1 protein-coding gene is annotated in these 547 nt (G+C 50.5%); it reads right to left on the reverse strand.

The features are described from left to right. A partial coding sequence (locus OGV69_RS00655) for a Y-family DNA polymerase (protein WP_502873871.1) occupies nt 1-547 on the reverse strand: 547 nt, incomplete at both ends.

The following is a 547-nucleotide window of genomic DNA, read 5'->3' on the forward strand; positions in this document are numbered from 1 at the left end:
CCAGCTTTTTGCTGATACGGCGCCCTACTCCCCAGACCTCATCAACCGGCAGTGCAGCCATCAGTTTGCGCTGGCGATCCTGGTTAGATAAGTCCACCACCCCACCCGTTTGTCTCTGCCATTTTTTGGCTGCATGATTCGCCAGTTTCGCCAGCGTCTTTGTCTGGGCAATACCAACGCCAACCGCCAGACCTGTATTTTGATAAACGGCATCTTTTAATTCCTGCCCAAATTCCTGCAAAACCCGACAGTTTCTTACACCTGTCAGGTCACAGAAGGCTTCATCAATTGAATATATTTCGCAGCGGGGAGACATCGCCTCCAGCGTGGACATTACTCTGCTGGACATATCTGCATAAAGCTCGTAATTGCTGCTGAAACAAACAACGCCATATCGACGGAATAAGTCCTTCTGCTTGAAATACGGATCCCCCATTTTCACACCAGCTCTTTTGGCTTCAGCGTTACGGGCGATCACGCAGCCATCGTTATTTGACAGAACAACTACCGGCCTGCCTTTCAGATCTGGCCGGAATGCAGTCTCGCA

It is taken from the genome of Citrobacter sp. Cc139, assembly GCF_030334645.1.
Taxonomy (GTDB): Bacteria; Pseudomonadota; Gammaproteobacteria; order Enterobacterales; family Enterobacteriaceae; genus Citrobacter; species Citrobacter werkmanii.